Below are 14,840 nucleotides of genomic sequence, written 5' to 3'. Positions count from 1 at the left end.
GCCCTGAAATCCTCGGTCAGGGTCTGCCCTGAGATCCCCCTGAGATGCGGTTTCAGGCCTTAATAAGTAGGCGGCCTACACATACCGTCGCCACTCATGAGCGCAGCAGACCTCGCCCGGCTCCAGTTCGCGACGACGACGTCGTTCCACTTCCTGTTCGTGTTGCTCACACTGGGTCTGGTCACCCTGTTGGTGATCATGCAGACGAGGTTCACGATCACCGGCGCGCCCGTGCACGAGCGGATGACGCGGTTCTGGGGCCGCATCTACGTCATCAACTACGCGCTCGGGATCGTGACCGGCGTCGTGATGGAGTTCCAGTTCGGGCTGAACTGGTCGGGGCTCGCGACCTACGCCGGTGACGTGTTCGGGGCGCCGCTCGCGCTGGAGACGCTGATCGCGTTCTTCCTGGAGTCGACGTTCCTCGGCCTGTGGATCTTCGGCTGGGGCAGGCTGAACCGCTGGGTGCACCTGACGTTGCTGTGGCTGACGGCGCTGACCGCGTTCGCGTCGGCGTTCTGGATCATGGCGGCGAACGGGTTCCTGCAGAACCCCGTCGGCTACCGGGTCGACGGGAACGTGCTGCGGCTGGACGACTTCGGCGCGTTGCTGACGAACCCGACGTTCACCTCCGCGTTCGTGCACGTGGTCTTCGCGGCGATCACGGCCGGCGGTGTGTTCCTGACCGGCGTCTCGGCGTACCACTTCATCAAGCGGACGCCCGAAGCCGACTTCTTCCGGCGGTCGCTGCGGATGGGCGTCGTGACCACGGCGTTGGCCACACCGGTGCTGCTCGGCGCGGGGTTCGCGCAGTTCCCGGTGATCGCCGCCCATCAACCGGGCAAGACCGAGGCCACGCCGTGGGTCGGCGCACCGCTCGGGTTCATGATCCTGATCGGGATGGGGCTGACGATGATCAGCTGGCTCACGCTCCCGCTGCTGTTCAGGGACGCCGTGATCCGGATGCGCTTCCCGTTGTACCTCATGGTCGTCGGCATCCCGTTCCCGTTCGCCGCGGCGATCTTCGGGTGGATGTTCCGCGAGATCGGCCGGCAGCCCTGGCTCGTCTACGGGTTGCTGCGCACCGAGGACGCGGTGTCGCATGTGGACGCTTCGCAGATCCTGTTGTCGCTCATCGTGTTCACGTTCCTGTTCGTGGTGCTGGCCTGCGTCGACTGGGCGTTGATCGCGCGTGCGGTCCGTCGTGGTCCGGACGTCGCGCCGGCTCCCGTCTCGCCGATGGTGGTGACTCTCTGATGGAAACGCTCTGGTTGACGGTGCTGGGTGTGCTCACCGTCGGGTACTTCGCTCTGGCCGGCTTCGACTACGGCTCCGGGCTGTTGCTGCCGTTCAGGAGACGAGAAGTGGCTCTGCGGCGCATGAACCCGTTCTTCCTGGGCAACGAGGTGTGGCTGGTCGCCGCGGTCGGGGTGCTGTTCGCGGCCTTCCCGCGCCTCGAAGGTGAACTGCTCTCCGGCGCCCACAGCACGTTCACCCTGCTCCTGGCCGGGCTGGTGCTGTTCATGGCGGCCGTGCAGCTGCGGTTGTGGTGGTGGCTGGTGTTCACGGGCGCGCTGATGGTGTCCGTGGGCTGGGGTCTGTTCCTGGTGCACCTGCTCGACGCGCCGTGGCCCGTCGCGTTCGTGATGCCGGTGTTGTTCGCGGTGCACGGCTGGGTGTTCCAGATGCGGCGGTGGACTTTGTTCCCCGTGACAGCGGCACTCTGCGCGTTGCCGATCCCGCTGGCGTTCAGCTCGATCGATGTCACGGGACTCATGGCGCACAACGACACTCTCAGCCTGCTCGCCTGGGTCGCGATCCCGGTCATCCCGCTGGTGGTGGTGTCGCAGTGGTCGATCGTCGCCCTCTCCTCGCGCTGATCCCGATCCCGTTCCTGGTGCTGGCCCAGGCCGAACTGCTGGCGTCGGTGCTCAGCGGTGGAACCGGGCTTCTCCTGCTGTGCCTGGTGATCGGCGCGCGAGTACTCGTGTGGTGGCTGCACCGCGAGTGGTCTCACCGCGCCGCCGAACGCACTCGCACCCGCCTGCGGGAGGCGTTCCTGCGCTCGCCCGGCACCAAGGCCGGTGAGGTCGCCACGCTGGTGACGCGGGGCGTGCACGACGTGACGCCGTACGTCGTCGGGTACCTGCCGATGCAGGTCCTGGCCGTAGTCGTGCCGCTCGCGGTGGTGATCAGGTTGGCTTTCGCCGACCTGACAGCGGCCGTGACGATCCTCGTGACGCTGCCGTTGATCCCGGTCTTCGGCGCGTTGGTGGGCGCGCACACCCGCGAGCGGACCGCCCGTCAATGGGACGCGCTCGCCACTCTCGGCGGCCATTTCCTCGACGTGGTCAAGGGAATCGGCACGCTGCGGGCGTTCGGACGGGCGGAGGCGCAGTCCGCGATGGTCCGCAAGCTCGCCGCGCAGCACATGACCGAGACGATGTCGGCACTGCGCGTCGCGTTCCTGTCGGCTTTCGTGCTGGAGCTCGTGGCCACGATGTCGGTGGCACTTGTCGCCGTGCCGGTCGGCCTCAGGCTGCTCGACGGCGGAGTGCCGCTGCACACCGCACTGCTCGTGCTCTTCCTGGCCCCAGAAGCGTTCCTGCCACTACGAGCCGCAGGCGCGCAGTACCACGCGAGCGCGCAGGGCCGGGAGGTGCTCGCGAAAGTGCCGGCGCGGAAGGACATCACCGGCCTGGCACCGCCGGACCTGGCCCACGCCGAGATCGTGTTCGACAACGTGAGCGTCCGCAGCCTGAAGGACTTCTCGTTGCGCATCCGGCCCGGTGAACGGATCGCGCTCGTCGGTCCGAGCGGCGCGGGCAAGAGCACGGTTCTCGGGCTGCTGCTGGGTTTCGTGCGTCCCGACGACGGACGCGTGCTCGTGGGCGGCGTCGACCTGCGGGAGATCGACCGCAAGCTGTGGCTGGAAGCGCTGTCGTGGGTGCCGCAACGGCCCATGCTCGTCCCGGCGGCCCTCTCGTCCGGCGAACAGCAGCGGGTCGCGCTGGCGAACGCCCTGAACCGCCAGGAAGCCGGGCTCTTCCTGCTCGACGAACCGACCGCCCACCTCGACGCTGAAACGGAAACACTGGTGCTCCAAGCAACACGCGACTTCACCCGAGGCCGCACAGCGGTGATCGTGGCGCATCGCCCGGCGCTGCTGGGCGAGGTCGACAGGGTGGTGCGGGTGTGAAGCTCGCGATCCTCGTCGGAACGCTCGCCGAACTGGCGGGCGTCGGCCTCACCGCGACCGCGACCTGGCTGGTCCTGCGCGCCGCCGAACACCCGCCGATGCAGGCGCTCACCGTGGCGATCGTCGCCGTCCGCGCGTTGGCGCTGGCCAAGGGCGCCCTGCGCTACCTGGAACGCCTGACGAGCCACAGGGCCGTGCTCAGCGAGGCCGTCGAGCTGCGCGGCAAGGTCTACGACGACCTCGCGCACCGCAGGCACGTCCCGTCCGGCACCGCCCTGACCCGCATCGTCACCAACGTCGACCAGCACCTCGACACCAGGCTCCGCGCGACGCTGCCGTGGATCACCGCCACCCTGGTCGGTGCCGTCGTCGCAGCGGCGTCAGGCTTTTCGGTGCCGCTGGTCGCCGGACTGCTGATCAACCTCGCCCTGCTCCCCTGGCTCGCGATCCGCGCGCCGCAGGACCTGACCCCGTTGCGCGCCAGGCTGACCGAACAAACCACTGAACTGGTGCACAGCAAAGAAGAACTGATCGCCTACGGCCTGTTCGACGAGAAGCTCTCCCACGCCACCAAGACCGCGAAGGAGCTGTCCCGCAAGGAACGCACGAGAGACCTGACCCCGTTGGCGATCGCCGTCCAGTTCGGCGCGGCGCTGCTCATGCTGGCCCAGCACGAACCGGCGTGGCTGATCATGGCCGCCGTCGCGGCGTTCGAGATCACCGTCCCGCTCGCGGCACTGTCCCGGCCCGCCCCGGAACCCACCGACGAGCCCGAACCCGCGTACTGCCCGGAAGTCCCGGACCTCCACGGCAGAACGGCGATCGTCGGCCCGAGCGGCGCGGGCAAGACCACGGTGCTCAACGCCCTGGCCCGCCGCCTCGAACCGAGCAAGGGCGCGCTGGCCGACGCGCACGTCTTCCACACCACGGTCCGCACGAACGTCCTGCTGGCCAGACCCGGTGCCACACAGGCGGAACTCGACTGGGCCGCCGGGATCACCGAGCTGGACCTCGACTGGGACCAGGTCGTCGGCGAACGCGGCGAGGAGATCTCCGGCGGCCAGCGCCAGCGCCTGGTCCTCACCAGGTCGGTGCTCGCGCACCCCCAGGTCCTGCTCCTGGACGAGCCCACCGAAGGCCTCGACCCGGACCAGGCCGACCGCGTGCTCGCCAAGGTCCTCGACGACTGCCAGGGCACGGCACTGGTCGTCACGCACCGCGAGGAGCAGCTAGCCCTTTTCGACCACGTGCATCATCGGCGGCCGATCGGCCACGAGCACGTCGGTCGAGTCGGGTAGCCACTCGCCGTCGACCTGCACGAACTGCGTCAACGGCCCGGACTCGGCCTCGACACCGCACCGGGCCAGAGCGGTCCCCATGATCTGCGACGACATGGCGCCGAGCTGCAGCAACGACCGGTTGCGGTGCTTGCGCACCCCCAGGTTCACCTGGGCCAGGGCGGACAGCCCGTGCACCCGGTGCACGTCCAGCAACAGCCCGATCTCCACGCCGTACCCGGCCGCGAACGGAACGGACTCCAAAAAGGACCGGGTGGCCGCGTACTCACCGCCGAGCGGTTGCACGACACCGGACAGCTCGGGCCGCAACGTGTTCAGCAACGGCCGCGCCACCAGTTCGGTCACCCGCCCGCCGCCGGTGCTCTCCAGCCGCAACGGCCGCCGGTAGAAGCCCTTCACCAGGTGCACGTCCGGGTCCAGCAGCAACGGCCCGAGCAACGCCGTGACGAACGCGGTCTCCGGATCCACCAGGTCGGAGTCCAGGAAGACGATCAGGTCGCCGGAGGTCGCGGCCAGCGACCGCCACAGCACCTCGCCCTTGCCGGGCAACGGCTCGAGCCACGGCACGACGTCCTCGCGCAGCACGACCCGGGCCCCGGCGGCTGAAGCGACGGCAACGGTCTGGTCCGTGGACCCGGAGTCCACCACCACCAGCTCGTCGACCAGGGTCCCGAGCAACGGACGCACCACGGAGACGACGTCCCCGACGGTCTCCTCCTCGTTCAGCGCGGGCAGCACCACGGACACGGTCCGGCCGCGCTTCAACGCGACCAGCTCGTCCACCGTCCAGGACGGCTGCTGCCAGGTGTGCGAGGCGAACCACGCTTCGACGGCGGGCAGCATCAGGCCAGCGCCCGCATCGCCCGCGCCGGCGGACGGGTCCCCATCACGCTCGCCACCATCTCCACGACCTTCCTCGCCTGCCGCACGTCGGACGCGCGAACGGCACGTGCTCCGGACATCGCGGCCACTGTGGCAGCCGCGAGCGTCTGGTCCTCGTCTCCTGCTGGGACCGTCACCACGTCCAACGTCTCCGTGAGCGACGGCAATTCCAGCCCGCCGTCGAACTCGACGACGTCGGCGCCGTCCTCGACCGCCTGCGCCAGGGCGTCCGCGCTGGTCAGATGCGCGACCACCAGCACCCGGTCTTCCGGCAGCTCAGTGACTCGGAATCGGTTCACGCCACCCAGCGTAAACAGTGACCTGACTCACAGCTTCTTGCTACCCACGAGTAGCACCCTGCTTTACTCCCCAGTAACAACCCTGTGTGATCTACGTCATGGTCAAGGAGGACCAGAGTGCGACGATCACTTGTTCTGGTGCTGGTGCTCCTCACAACCCTGCTCGGTGCTCCGGTCGCCGCCACGGCGGCCGCGGGGCACCTCATCACCTACCGGTCCATCCCCGGCGTCGGCGGCACCACCCTGAAGGCCCTCGTCGTCGAACCGACCGGCCGGGGCGGCGGGCCGTTCCCGCTGCTCGTCATGCCGTCCAGCTGGGCGGTTCCCAACATCGAGTACGTCGGCGCGGCGGCCAAGCTCGCCAAGGAGTCCGGCTACGTCGTGGTGAGCTACACCAGCCGCGGCTTCTGGGACTCCGGCGGCCAGATCGACGTCGCCGGCCCCGACACCGTCGGGGACGTCACCAAGGTCATCGACTGGGCCATCGCGAACGCGCACGCCGACGGCACCAAGGTCGGCGCGGCCGGGATCTCCTACGGCGCCGGGCAGTCCCTGCTGGCCGCGGCGAGCGACAAGCGCATCAAGGCTGCGGCGGCGTTGAGCACGTGGACCGACCTGGCCCGCTCGCTCTACCCGAACAGCACCGTGAACAAGCAGGCCGTCGAGGTCCTGCTCGCGGCGGGCAAGGCCACCGGACGTCCCGGGCCCGTTCTCCAGGAGGCGGAGGACGCCTACCGCGACGGCAGGTTCTGGGAGGTCGTGCCGATCTCCGCGGAGCGTTCCGCCGCCAACAAGATCGCCCAGATCAACGCCAACGGCACCGCGGTCATGCTCGGCAACGCCTGGAACGACGGCATCTTCGCTCCGGGCCAGATCGCGGACTTCTACGGCAGGCTGACCGGCCCGAAGCGGCTCATGCTCTCGCCGGGCGACCACGCCACCGCCGAGCTGTTCGGCGCGGCGGGGCTGCCCAACGAGATCTGGGAGTCGGTCGGCCGCTGGTTCGACCGCTACGTCAAGGGCACGGCCAACGGCATCGACGCCGAGCAGCCGGTGCAGCTCAAGCCCAACAACGGCGGCACGTGGAAGAAGTTCGGCGCCTGGCCGAACGGCAACGTCGACACCGTGCCGCTCGGGGGAAAGCGGATCCACGCGGGCTGGAACACGGTCGCCGACAGCGGCACGATCCTGCTCTCCGGTGCGCTGCAAGGGTTCCTGAACATCCCCACCGGGGTCTCGCTGCCGTTCGTCGACCGCAACGTCGCCGGCGTGTGGAGCGGCCCGCAGTACTGGAGCGGCGCGACACTCGCCGGCACGCCGAAGCTCAAGCTCCAGGTCACCCCGAGTGCGGAGACGACGACGTTGTTCGCGTACCTGTACGAGGTGGGCCCGCTCGGCCTGGGCGCGCTGATCACGCACAAGCCGGTCAAGGTGACCGGCGCGGGCCGCACCCAGACGCTCGACGTGGAGCTCGAACCGACGGTGTGGAACGTCGGCGCGGACAACCGGATCGCACTGGTGATCGACACGGTGGACCCGCGTTATCTGTCGGAATCGACGCGTGGCTCAACCGTCACCTTCGGACCGTCGAGCCTCACGGTTCCGAAGGCGTAAGAATGTCCGGGTGGACCTCACCCGGGAACAGGTGCTCCTCCACCGGATCCACCAGCACGAACTGGACCGGCGGATCAGCGACGCGACCGAGCTGGCGGTGTTCTCCCTGGGCGTCCAGGACAACACCTCCGGCTCGGCCCTGCTGAGTCTCGCCGCGAGGCTGGACGCACCCACGACAGACGACTTCACCGTGACCTGGTCCGTGCGCGGCGCGCCCCACCTGCACAGGGCGGGCGAGCTGAAGGCGTTCTCCCGCGCGCTGTGGCCGTGGAGCGACGCCGACGCCAGGGCCCGCGCGGCACGCCCGAAGGTCGACGACCTGCTGGACGCGCTGCGGCACATCGCCACCGCGATGAGGTCCATCGTCACGAAGCCGATGGCCAAGGGCGACCTCAGCGCGGCGCTGACCCCGTTGGCGCCCAGGCAGACGGTCGAACCGTGCCGGGGCTGCCAGACCGAGCACGTCAGCGACCCGATCTTCCGCCTCGGCGCGCTCCCGGCGGGCCTCCGGATCATCCCGGAGGAGAAGACCGTGACGTTCGAACGCATCCACGGCTGGCCGGGCGTCCCGCGCAAGACCGCGGGCTTCGACGAGCTGGTGCACCGCTACCTGACCCTGCACGGCCCGGCCGGACCGTCCGAAGTGGCCAGTTACTTCGGCACGTCGACCCGCGAGGTCAAGAAGCGCTGGCCCGCGGAAGGCCTCGTCGAGGTGACCGTCGAGGGCCAGAAGGCGTGGCTGCCGGAAGACCTGGAGATCGCCGACGCCGAACCACCGGACGTCCGCCTGCTCCCGCCGACCGACCCGTACCTGCAAGCGCGCGACCGCGACCTGCTGCTCCCGGACAAGGCCGCGCAGAAGGACATCTTCCGCATCCTCGGCCGCCGCGGCGCGATCCTGGTCGACGGCGAGATCGCGGGCTCCTGGCAGGGCAGGGTGGTGTCCGGCAAGCGCTTCGAGGTGACGGCGACGCCGTACCGCCCGCTCCCGGACCTCCTGCCGGAGACCCAGCTCCTGGCCAAGGCCAAGGGCCTAGACGACGCAAGCGTCAAGAGCGACTGACACGTCGTCCGTGACGATCAGCGACTTCAACGCGGCGTGCGACACGAACCCCTTGTCCCGCAACTCGGTCAGCCACTCCACGAGCCCCTTGTAGTGGTTGTCGACGTCCAGCAGCACCACGGGCTTGCCGTGCATGCCGAGCACCCCGGCCGTCCACACCTCGAAGAACTCCTCGGCGGTACCGATGCCACCGGGCAAGGTCAGGAACGCGTCCGCCTTGTCGTCCATCATCTTCTTGCGCTCGCGCATGGTGTCGACCACGTGCAGCTCGGTCGAGTCGCGGTCGGCGATCTCCCTGGTGGCCAGGCCCTTCGGGATCACGCCGTAGGTGTGCGCGCCACCGGCACGGGCCTCGCGGGCCACCGCACCCATCATCGACGTCTGCCCACCGCCCCACACGAGGTGCCAGCCGCGTGCGGCGATCTGGCGGCCCACCTCGGCGGCGAGGTCGACATAGCTCTGGGGGACGGTCGCGAGGCTTCCGCAATAAACAGCTACGTACATCAGTCCTGGCTTCCCGTGCTCGAGGGGTGCGGGCCTGTCCGAACGAACAGGCGCCCGATTATCCAGGCGCGCGGCCCGCCCCCGGCGCGAGCGTCAGTGCGCGTCAGCCCAGGCCTTGTGCGCGTCCTTCACAACCCGAACCGCATCATCGATGTCATCGGTCAGGTGCAGCAGGGCCAGGTCCTTCTCCCCGACCTTCCCACCCTCGAGCACCGAGTTCTGGATCCAGTCGAAAAGCCCCTGCCAGTACGAGGTCCCGAACAGCACCACCGGGAACTTCGTCACCTTCTTCGTCTGCACCAACGTCAAAGCCTCGAACAGCTCGTCCAAGGTCCCGAACCCGCCGGGCAGGCAGATGAACGCCTGCGAGTACTTGATGAACATCGTCTTGCGCACGAAGAAGTACCGGAAGTTCACCCCGAGATCGACCCACGGGTTCAACCCCTGCTCGAACGGGAGCTCGATCCCGAGCCCGATCGAGAACCCGCCGGCCTCCGAGCACCCGCGGTTCACGGCCTCCATCGCACCGGGCCCACCACCGGTGATGGCGGCGAACCCGGCCTCGGCCAGCGCCGCCCCGAGGTCGCGGCCGAGCTGGTACTCCGGGTGGTCACGGCCGGTGCGGGCCGATCCGAACACGGTCACCGCGCTCGGCACCTCGGCCAGCGCTCCGAAGCCCTCGACGAACTCGGCCTGGATCCGCAGCACCCGCCACGGGTCGGTGTGCACCCAGTCGGACGGGCCGCGGGAGTCGAGCAGCCGCTGGTCCGTGGTGGTGGTGCGGTCGTCCTTGCGATCACGCCGCTCCACGACCGGGCCGCGCTGTTTCTCGGTGGGGCGCTCGTCGACGGCGCCGTTCTTCTTCTCTTCCGTCATCACTGAGATTCTAGTGATCAGCTCAACAGAAATCGCTTAAGCACGTCGAAACACCCGGTGATCTGTTGGACCGGCACGTGCTCCTCCTGGGTGTGCGCGAGCGTCGGGTCGCCCGGCCCGAAGTTGACGGCGGGCATTCCCAGTGCGGCGAACCGCGCCACGTCCGTCCAGCCCAGCTTGGCCACCGGGGTGCCGCCGGCGGCGACGACGAGCTCCTGGGCGGCCGGGGCGCCGAGGCCGGGCAGCGCGCCGGCGGCGGAGTCCGTCACGGTGACGTCGAAGCCCTCGAACACCTCGCGCAGGTGCTGTTCGGCCTGTTCGGCGGAACGGTCGGGGGCGAACCGGTGGTTGACGGTGAGCACGGCCTCGTCCGGCACGACGTTGCCCGCGACGCCACCGCTGATCTTCACGGCCTGCAGGCCCTCGTGGTACTGGCAGCCGTCGATCTCCGGCTGCCGCGGGACGTAGGCCTCCAGCCGGCGCAGCGCCTCACCGAGGGAGTGGATGGCGTTGACGCCCATCCACGCCCTGGCGGTGTGGGCGCGCTTCCCCGAGGTCCTGATCTCGATGCGCAGGGTGCCCTGGCAGCCGGCCTCGACCGTGCCGTTGGACGGCTCGCACACGATCGCCAGATCACCCCGCAGCCAGTCCTCCGACTCCCGCTGGATCCGGGTGAGCCCGTTGCGCTCGGCCTCGATCTCCTCGCAGTCGTAGAAGACGAACGTCAGGTCGTGGCGCGCGTTCTCGCTCAGGGCCGCGATCGCGAGCATGACCGCGTCGCCGCCCTTCATGTCGACGGTGCCGCAGCCGTGCAGGACGTCTCCCTCGCGCCGGCTCGGGAAGTTCCGGTTGATCGGCACGGTGTCCAGGTGCCCGGCGAGCACGACACGGCGTTCGCGGCCGAGGTTCGTGCGGGCCAGCACCGAGTTGCCCGATCGGGTGATCTCCAGGTGGGGCGCGTGGAGGTGCAGCGACCGCTCCACGAGGTCCGCGATCTCCGCCTCCTCCCCCGACACGCTGCGCACATCCACCAGCGCGGTCGTCAGGTCGATCGGATCGGCGAGGAGGTCAAGGGTGTCGGACACGCGGTTCACCCTACTCAGGCGGCTTGGGCGCTGGGCCGTTCAGCCGATACCGTGCTGTGCGTGATCAAGCGAACACTCCTGGTCATCTCCCTGCTGCTCCTCGCGACCGGCTGCGGTGAGGCCCCTGCCGCCTGCGACCGGCAGTGCGGCGAGATCCGGGCGTTGTTCACCGCGCCGTGCGGCTCGCAGCACAGCGGCACCCCTGCCGACTGCGCCGCGTGGGTCGGCGAGGTCAGCTCCATGACCCGGCAGCTGGACGAGTCGTTGCAGGGCAAGCACGTCCAGGACGACGTGAGCGAGGTCCTGCCCCGCCTGATGACCGCGGTCGGCGACTTCGAGAACCTGAAGTGCGGTGTGGTCGACGTGGACAACGTGTCCAGCACCGACGCCCTGCAGGCGAAGTGCAACGAGGCCCTGATCGCCACGCGGGGAGACCTGGGCTCGCTGTACTTCAGCGCCGAGGTCCCGGACTGACCTTCCAGCGGCGATCTCGGCCTCACGAGCACTACCGCCGGCGCGGCGGACACAGCCCGGCCGACCACGGTTCGGAGGGCACGTCGCACTTCCCCGCCGAACGGTGGCGGGGCTGACCGGCGGACTAAGCTCGATACCCGTGAGCACCGCATACGGCATCGGCTTGGCCACTGTGACCCCGGACGGCACCGTCCTCGACACCTGGTACCCGTCCCCCGCCCTGGGCGGCGAGGCGGAGCTCGGCACCGTCCGCGTGTCGTCCGCCGAGATCGCGGAGGCGCTCGGCGAGTCCGCCGCGAAACTGCTCGGCGAGGACCTGGAGCGCGGCGTCGAGGTCGTGGGCGTCAAGGTCGGCATCGACCTGGACGCGGCCCCGGAGAACACCTACGACGTCTGGCTGCGCCTGCACCTGCTCAGCCACCGCCTGGTGAAGCCGCACGGCGCGAACCTCGACGGTCTCTTCGGCCTGCTGACGAACGTCGTGTGGACGAACCACGGCCCGTGCGCGGTCGACGGTTTCGAGCAGACCCGCACCCGCCTGCGCGTGCGCGGCCCGGTGACGGTCCTCAGCGTCGACAAGTTCCCGCGCATGGTCGACTACGTCGTCCCGTCCGGTGTCCGCATCGGTGACGCGGACCGGGTCCGCCTCGGCGCCCACCTCGCGTCCGGCACCACGGTCATGCACGAGGGCTTCGTGAACTTCAACGCCGGCACGCTCGGCGGTTCGATGGTCGAGGGCCGCATCTCCGGCGGTGTCGTGGTCGGCGACGGCTCGGACGTCGGCGGCGGCGCGTCGATCATGGGCACCCTGTCCGGCGGCGGCAAGCAGGTCATCAGCATCGGCGAGCGCTGCCTGCTCGGCGCGAACGCCGGTCTGGGCATCTCGCTCGGCGACGACTGCGTGGTCGAGGCCGGCCTCTACATCACCGCGGGCACGAAGGTCACCGCCCCGGACGGCGAGGTCGTCAAGGCCGTGTCCCTGAGCGGGCAGTCGAACCTGCTGTTCATCCGGGACTCCGTCACCGGCACGGTCCTGGTCAAGCCCCGCAAGGGCACCGGCGTCGAGCTCAACGCGGCGCTGCACGCGAACGACTGAGCAGGGCGGGGTTCCTGCTGCCCCGAAGGAGGTGCACGTGCTGAAACAGCGACTCGAGTTGAACGCTCGCGCCGCGATCGAGCGTGCCCTCCAGGGGGCGCAGTCGGAGGACTCCTTCGTGGAGTTCAAGACGCAGTGGCCCGTCGACCACGGCAAGGCCGCCCGCCAGATCGCCGCGCTGTGCAACGCCGCGCGCGGGTCCGAGGCCATGTGGATCGTCGGCGTCGACGAGAAGGGCCGGTACGTCAAGGGCGCGCCGGCCGAGGAGCTGTCCTCGTGGTGGCCGCGGGTCGAGAGCCACTTCGACGGTGTCGCACCGGGACTCACGACCGTGGCGTTCGACTGGGCCCGTGGCCGCACGGTCGTGGTGCTGTCACTGCAGACGGACAACGCGCCGTACGTGTTCGTCACGAAGAAAGAGCCGTACAGCAGGGAGATCCCGTGGCGCTCGGGTGAGCGCACGCGGTCAGCGCGGCGCGGCGAGGTGCTGGAACTGCTGGTGCCCAAGCTGGACATGCCCGGCTGGGAGTTCGTCAGCGCCCGCGCGACCTTGAGCCAGCACTCGCCGACGTTGCGGTTCGAGGGCGACCTCTACCTGGAGACGAACCAGCCGTTGTCGTTGCCGCACCACAGATGCCACTCGTACGCGACGTACGGGCTCGACAGCGAGACGGTCGACCTGCAGTTCAGCTTCCGCACGAACACGCGGGACGTGCGGGCGGTCGAACGCGTGGTGCGCGTCGCGGAACCGGCCGTGCTCCACGTGAGCGCGGACGCCGACGTGGAACTGGACGCGTTCGCGGACCTGTGGGACCTGCACTGGCACCTCGTGCTGGGCCTCGGCCTGAGCGGCGAGGAGATCAGCACGTCGGTGCGGCTGACAACGGATGCCGTGCCGCCCAACCAGTTCACACGACGGGTGTGGTCGGCCCTCAAGCCCTGAGGATCAGGCGCTGAGGCGTTCCGCCGCGGCCGCGACCCGCTCGTCCGTGGCCGTCAACGCGACCCGCACGTGCTGGGCGCCGGCCGGTCCGTAGAACGTGCCGGGGGCCGCGAGGATCCCGCGGTCGGCCAGCCAGGAGATCGTCTCCCAGGCGGCCTCACCGCGCGAGGACCACAGGTAGAGCCCCGCCTCGGAGTGCGACACGGTGAACCCGGCCGCCTCCAGCGCGGGCTTGAGCACCTCACGCCGGGCCAGGTAGCGGCCCCGCTGCTCGGCCACGTGCGCGTCGTCCTCCAGGGCGGCGCGCATGGCCTCCTGCACCGGCCGCGGCACGATCATGCCCGCGTGCTTGCGCAGCTCCAGCAGACCCGCGACCAGTTCCGGGTCGCCGGTGACGAACCCGGCCCGGTAGCCCGCGAGCGACGACGACTTCGACAGCGAGTGCACGGCGAGCACGCCGTCGAAGGAGTCGGCGACGGACGGGTGCAGCACGGACACCGGTGAGGAGTCCCACGGCAGCGCCAGGTAGCACTCGTCGGAGGCCACGACCGCACCCACCGCGCGAGCGGCGGCGACGGCGTCGCGCAGCTGCTGGGCGGACAGGACGCGCCCCGTCGGGTTCGACGGGGAGTTCAGCCAGACCAGCTTCGTGCCGGCGGGCGGGAGCTCCCCGTCGGCCAGGCGGACGACCTCGGCCCCCGCCATCAGCGCGCCCACCTCGTAGGTGGGGTACGCGACGGCGGGCACGGCCACGACGTCACCGGGCCCGACACCGAGCAGGGTGGGCAGCCACGCCACGAGCTCCTTGGAGCCGATCGTGGGCAGCACCGCCGCCTCCGGCACCCCGACGATCCCGTACCGGCGCTCCACCGCGGCGACGAAGGCCGCGCGCAGCTCGGGAGTGCCGTGGGTGGTCGGGTAGCCGGGGACGTCGGAGACCGACGACAGTGCGGACTGGATCACCGCGGGAACCGGGTCGACGGGTGTGCCGACGGACAGGTCGACCACGCCACCGGGGTGCTTGCGCGCCTTGGCGGCGTGGTCAGCCAGCTGGTCCCACGGGAAGTCCGGCAGCGCCGGGCCCCTGCCTGCGATGATCAATGCCCTTCGGCCTGCTGCGGCTCGAGCGCCTTGACGAACGGCGGGTCGTTGCTGACCTTGCCGACCTTCGACGCGCCACCCGGCGAACCGAGCTCGTCGAAGAAGTCGACGTTCGCCTTGGTGTAGTCCTTCCACTCGTCGGGGACGTCGTCCTCGTAGTAGATGGCTTCCACCGGGCACACCGGTTCGCACGCGCCACAGTCCACACACTCGTCGGGGTGGATGTAGAGCATCCGGTCGCCTTCGTAGATGCAGTCGACGGGGCACTCTTCGATGCACGCCTTGTCGAGCAGATCCACGCACGGCTGGGCGATCACATAAGTCACTGCGCTCTCCAACTTCATCGGTCACACCGCGCAAGCCGGAGAGTACGCGGCACGTTCGAGTATCACCCGGTCAGGCTTGC

At 69.7% G+C, this 14,840-nt stretch carries 16 protein-coding genes; 9 read left to right on the top strand and 7 right to left on the bottom strand.

The window, feature by feature from the left end; translation table 11 throughout:
* The first annotated feature begins 96 nt into the window (after window positions 1-96).
* From IE307_RS44285 to IE307_RS44270, 4 genes are read left to right on the top strand one after another with little or no spacing between them, the layout of a single operon-like run.
* Window positions 97-1,257 carry a cytochrome ubiquinol oxidase subunit I gene (locus IE307_RS44285; RefSeq protein ID WP_191305504.1) on the top strand — a complete coding sequence of 387 codons (1,161 nt, stop codon included), beginning with the start codon at window positions 97-99 and terminating at the stop codon, window positions 1,255-1,257.
* Window positions 1,257-1,880 (top strand): cytochrome d ubiquinol oxidase subunit II, encoded by a 624-nt coding sequence (locus IE307_RS44280; protein ID WP_191305503.1) that lies wholly within the window; start codon window positions 1,257-1,259, stop codon window positions 1,878-1,880. The genes IE307_RS44285 and IE307_RS44280 overlap by 1 nt, the downstream gene beginning before the upstream one ends.
* On the top strand, window positions 1,850-3,199 hold the full coding sequence (locus IE307_RS44275) for an ABC transporter ATP-binding protein/permease (protein ID WP_191305502.1): 1,350 nt from the start codon (window positions 1,850-1,852) through the stop codon (window positions 3,197-3,199). The genes IE307_RS44280 and IE307_RS44275 overlap by 31 nt, the downstream gene beginning before the upstream one ends.
* On the top strand, window positions 3,196-4,497 hold the full coding sequence (locus tag IE307_RS44270) for an amino acid ABC transporter ATP-binding/permease protein (protein WP_191305501.1): 1,302 nt from the start codon (window positions 3,196-3,198) through the stop codon (window positions 4,495-4,497). The genes IE307_RS44275 and IE307_RS44270 overlap by 4 nt, the downstream gene beginning before the upstream one ends.
* Here IE307_RS44270 and IE307_RS44265 read toward each other — a convergent pair.
* A complete protein-coding gene (locus IE307_RS44265; protein ID WP_191305500.1) occupies window positions 4,429-5,340 on the bottom strand; it encodes a glucosyl-3-phosphoglycerate synthase in 912 nt (303 codons plus the stop codon). The two genes, IE307_RS44270 and IE307_RS44265, sit on opposite strands and share 69 nt — an antisense overlap.
* Window positions 5,340-5,678, bottom strand: coding sequence for a hypothetical protein (locus IE307_RS44260; protein ID WP_191305499.1), 339 nt, complete (start codon window positions 5,676-5,678; stop codon window positions 5,340-5,342). Before IE307_RS44260 ends, IE307_RS44265 begins: the two co-directional genes overlap by 1 nt.
* Window positions 5,679-5,795: 117 nt before the next feature.
* On the opposite strand from IE307_RS44260, the gene IE307_RS44255 reads away from it, so the two are divergent.
* Both IE307_RS44255 and IE307_RS44250 read left to right on the top strand, forming a co-directional pair.
* The gene (locus tag IE307_RS44255) at window positions 5,796-7,292 is read left to right on the top strand and encodes a CocE/NonD family hydrolase (RefSeq protein ID WP_191305498.1); all 1,497 of its coding nucleotides are present in this window, start codon (window positions 5,796-5,798) and stop codon (window positions 7,290-7,292) included.
* Between the two features lie 10 nt (window positions 7,293-7,302).
* On the top strand, window positions 7,303-8,355 hold the full coding sequence (locus IE307_RS44250; protein ID WP_191305497.1) for a winged helix DNA-binding domain-containing protein: 1,053 nt from the start codon (window positions 7,303-7,305) through the stop codon (window positions 8,353-8,355).
* On the opposite strand, the gene IE307_RS44245 is transcribed toward IE307_RS44250, so the two are convergent.
* The 3 genes from IE307_RS44245 to dapE all read right to left on the bottom strand — a co-directional run bounded on the left by IE307_RS44245 (window position 8,326) and on the right by dapE (window position 10,820).
* On the bottom strand, window positions 8,326-8,859 hold the full coding sequence (locus tag IE307_RS44245) for an LOG family protein (RefSeq protein ID WP_191305496.1): 534 nt from the start codon (window positions 8,857-8,859) through the stop codon (window positions 8,326-8,328). The two genes, IE307_RS44250 and IE307_RS44245, sit on opposite strands and share 30 nt — an antisense overlap.
* A gap of 93 nt (window positions 8,860-8,952) precedes the next feature.
* Entirely contained in the window at window positions 8,953-9,735 is a 783-nt protein-coding gene (locus tag IE307_RS44240) for an LOG family protein (protein ID WP_191305495.1), read from the bottom strand.
* Between the two features lie 17 nt (window positions 9,736-9,752).
* Complete coding sequence (gene dapE, locus IE307_RS44235; RefSeq protein ID WP_191305494.1) at window positions 9,753-10,820, bottom strand: succinyl-diaminopimelate desuccinylase; 1,068 nt, start codon at window positions 10,818-10,820, stop codon at window positions 9,753-9,755.
* A 60-nt stretch (window positions 10,821-10,880) separates the two neighbouring features.
* On the opposite strand from dapE, the gene IE307_RS44230 reads away from it, so the two are divergent.
* The 3 genes from IE307_RS44230 (at window position 10,881) to IE307_RS44220 (ending at window position 13,333) form a co-directional block, all read left to right on the top strand.
* The gene (locus IE307_RS44230) at window positions 10,881-11,294 is read left to right on the top strand and encodes a hypothetical protein (protein WP_191305493.1); all 414 of its coding nucleotides are present in this window, start codon (window positions 10,881-10,883) and stop codon (window positions 11,292-11,294) included.
* 139 nt (window positions 11,295-11,433) lie between these two features.
* Window positions 11,434-12,390 carry a 2,3,4,5-tetrahydropyridine-2,6-dicarboxylate N-succinyltransferase gene (gene dapD, locus IE307_RS44225; RefSeq protein ID WP_373306091.1) on the top strand — a complete coding sequence of 319 codons (957 nt, stop codon included), beginning with the start codon at window positions 11,434-11,436 and terminating at the stop codon, window positions 12,388-12,390.
* Between the two features lie 37 nt (window positions 12,391-12,427).
* The gene (locus IE307_RS44220) at window positions 12,428-13,333 is read left to right on the top strand and encodes a hypothetical protein (protein WP_191305492.1); all 906 of its coding nucleotides are present in this window, start codon (window positions 12,428-12,430) and stop codon (window positions 13,331-13,333) included.
* 3 nt (window positions 13,334-13,336) lie between these two features.
* On the opposite strand, the gene dapC is transcribed toward IE307_RS44220, so the two are convergent.
* Together dapC and fdxA are read right to left on the bottom strand one after the other, a co-directional pair.
* Window positions 13,337-14,434, bottom strand: coding sequence for a succinyldiaminopimelate transaminase (gene dapC / locus IE307_RS44215; RefSeq protein ID WP_308436451.1), 1,098 nt, complete (start codon window positions 14,432-14,434; stop codon window positions 13,337-13,339).
* The gene (fdxA, locus tag IE307_RS44210) at window positions 14,431-14,760 is read right to left on the bottom strand and encodes a ferredoxin (protein ID WP_218159521.1); all 330 of its coding nucleotides are present in this window, start codon (window positions 14,758-14,760) and stop codon (window positions 14,431-14,433) included. The genes dapC and fdxA overlap by 4 nt, the downstream gene beginning before the upstream one ends.
* Window positions 14,761-14,840: the final 80 nt, after the last annotated feature.

The sequence above is a fragment of the Lentzea cavernae genome, from assembly GCF_014653695.1.
Taxonomy (GTDB): Bacteria; Actinomycetota; Actinomycetes; order Mycobacteriales; family Pseudonocardiaceae; genus Lentzea; species Lentzea cavernae.
The sequence above is the reverse complement of the archived record's forward strand: the minus strand, read 5'-3'. Positions and strand labels throughout refer to the sequence as shown.